General features: G+C 59.4%; 2 protein-coding genes and 2 pseudogenes. 1 reads left to right on the top strand and 3 read right to left on the bottom strand.

What is annotated here, in order from left to right:
- Nucleotides 1-82: 82 nt before the first annotated feature.
- Nucleotides 83-199 (bottom strand): annotated as a pseudogene (tnpB, locus tag NKH60_RS34795) (IS66 family insertion sequence element accessory protein TnpB); the annotation flags it as partial.
- Between the two features lie 94 nt (nt 200-293).
- Nucleotides 294-641, bottom strand: a complete 348-nt coding sequence (tnpA, locus tag NKH60_RS34790; RefSeq protein WP_352875100.1) for an IS66-like element accessory protein TnpA — start codon at nt 639-641, stop codon at nt 294-296.
- Between the two features lie 421 nt (nt 642-1,062).
- On the opposite strand from tnpA, the gene NKH60_RS34785 reads away from it, so the two are divergent.
- Entirely contained in the window at nt 1,063-1,539 is a 477-nt protein-coding gene (locus tag NKH60_RS34785) for a hypothetical protein (RefSeq protein WP_352875099.1), read from the top strand.
- A 12-nt stretch (nt 1,540-1,551) separates the two neighbouring features.
- On the opposite strand, the pseudogene NKH60_RS34780 reads toward NKH60_RS34785, so the two are convergent.
- Nucleotides 1,552-2,067, bottom strand: a pseudogene (locus tag NKH60_RS34780) (hypothetical protein); the annotation flags it as partial.

Genomic DNA, 2,067 nt, shown 5'->3' with positions numbered 1-2,067 from the left:
ATTATGTGGCGGAAAAATCCGGACCGGCGGGCCTAGGCTGGCACCAGGAAGGCTCCGCCACATAATCTCGCCCGACGCATAAGAACGGATCGGCGCCCATCGTCTCGCGCACCAGCGCGGCCAGCCCCTCCGCGCCCTTGCGGAAGTCGACTGGCTTTGTCGCCACCATTACCTTGACCGCACCCGTCGGCCCGATCACGTCGTTGCCTTAAGCGCGCGGATTATAGCAGCCACCGTTTTGGTGTCGGCGCCGCGGCCAACGCGCATGGCGACACCGTCGATCTCAAACTCGATCACGCCGGCGTCGCGGACCGCCTTCTGCTTCCGTGGTCGTCCTGGGCGCTGCGCACCGGTTCCGGCAAGGACGCCGCAACCACCGCAGGAACGAACAGGGATTCTGATGCCGGCGCCTCCGCCGAGGGCTGACGCGCAGCCCGGCGCCAGGCAAACAATTGCTGCGGGGAAAGCGCATATCGGCGAGCTACAGCACAAACCGTCTCGCCAGCCTCGTAGCTCTCCGCAACGATCCGCGCCTTCTCCTCTGGAGGCCATTCGCGTCGCCGGCCGGAGCCCGTGAACACCTCGAACCGGCGCACCGGCCCCAAGTCGTTCGACTTAAGCGTAAGCTCTGAAATCGTCATATGTCGAAGCCCTCAAAGGCTCCGAACATCGTCCTTCACGCCGATCCCCGAAAGGTGCCGTCGGAACATCGCTTACGCAATATCGCACGGCGCGCAGCCCGAGACGTGCAAGCAGCAGAGGGGACGTGCGGTCGCGGGTGCCGGCTGACGTCATGACGTCGCACAACGCGATGACCGCCTGACTCCCACCACGAAGATCTAACGCTGCAAAGCGGCCGTCACCGTACCACGCCGATGGTTACACTGCGAGGCTTGCTCTCGCAGGTGAAATCATCACACCTTACGGAAGCGCTCGCGTCCGGACTGGGCTACGGCACAAACGCCGCGCTACTTGCGTCGCTTAAAAGCACTTCGCCTGCGAGGCCTACGCTCTCGCACTTAGACCTGTGGCGAATGTCAGACAGGTTGGCAACGTTCGGCCATGCCGATGTTGATCTCTCAGCCGTCAGGATGGTTGCGAGATCGCCGTCGTTGCCAGATCGTATCTGGGTCGAATTCGCCAGCGGCGATCGCAGTACTAATTCGTTGGTTCCGCGAATGCACAAAGCGAGGCATTCCAAATTTGTGTATCGCGACCCGGCGTAAATATGTCGAACTCCGTTGGGATTGCATCTCCATCGACCCTCAAGATGAAGGACATGTGCAGGGCGATCGAGGGACGACCTTGGTCCGAGAGATGTTCAAGACATACCAGATCATCGCTCGGCGCATTTCGGTCAAATCGCTGTTCTCCGGCTCCAGTTTTGTTGGGTCTGTCGACCATCTTCTGCCTGAGTTGGCCGCTGAAATCGCCGATACGTTCTTTTCGATGCTCTACGAACCTATGCGACGGCAAGCGCAGCCTAACCGGCCCCGGCCTTCGTTCGATGCCGCCGAAGGCATCTTCCGCAGACTTTGAGATAAGCAGCGATTACGCGATTTCCACCCGAAACCCTGGGTACGCATCTCGAAAGGCTCCGAGGGCCTCTGATCGAATCTTGTCTAACTTGATCCCGGCGGCGCGTTCGACATTAAATGTCGTGCAGTCACTACTTCCACATGCACAAAGTCTGATGCTCTTGTCTCGCAGACCTGACACAAAGGTGCGCCGCAATTGATCAATCAATTGAACGGCGCGCGAAACGCTCGCTTTAACTCGCTGGTCACGCAGGTGATGCAGCGAAGGTATCCGACGTATCTCATCGCCCTCTCGCGTTCGCCAAATGCCGGTATTCAGCGCGGCGATGGTATCTTCAATGGCCTGCTGAAACGCCGATAGCGAACACTCTTCGAGGAACGGTGTTCGAAATGCAGGACGGTCGAATGCGGCTGCCATCTGAGCAAGGGCATCGCCATCTGTAAGGCTGACCTTGCCCCTCTGATCTAATCCGGTTTGAAGTTCGTTCTGGCCATCGAGAGGACCAGGACATGAAACGCAGCCGCTTCT

Source organism: Mesorhizobium sp. M1006 (assembly GCF_040318825.1).
Classification (GTDB): domain Bacteria; phylum Pseudomonadota; class Alphaproteobacteria; order Rhizobiales; family Rhizobiaceae; genus Mesorhizobium.
This window is presented reverse-complemented; position numbering and strand designations above follow the sequence as displayed.

Excerpts from the sequence above, each read along its gene's own strand:
- tnpA (WP_352875100.1), bottom strand. The coding sequence starts at position 641 with ATGACGATTTCAGAGCTTACGCTTAAGTCGAACGACTTGGGGCCGGTG.
- NKH60_RS34785 (WP_352875099.1), top strand. The coding sequence starts at position 1,063 with ATGCCGATGTTGATCTCTCAGCCGTCAGGATGGTTGCGAGATCGCCGT.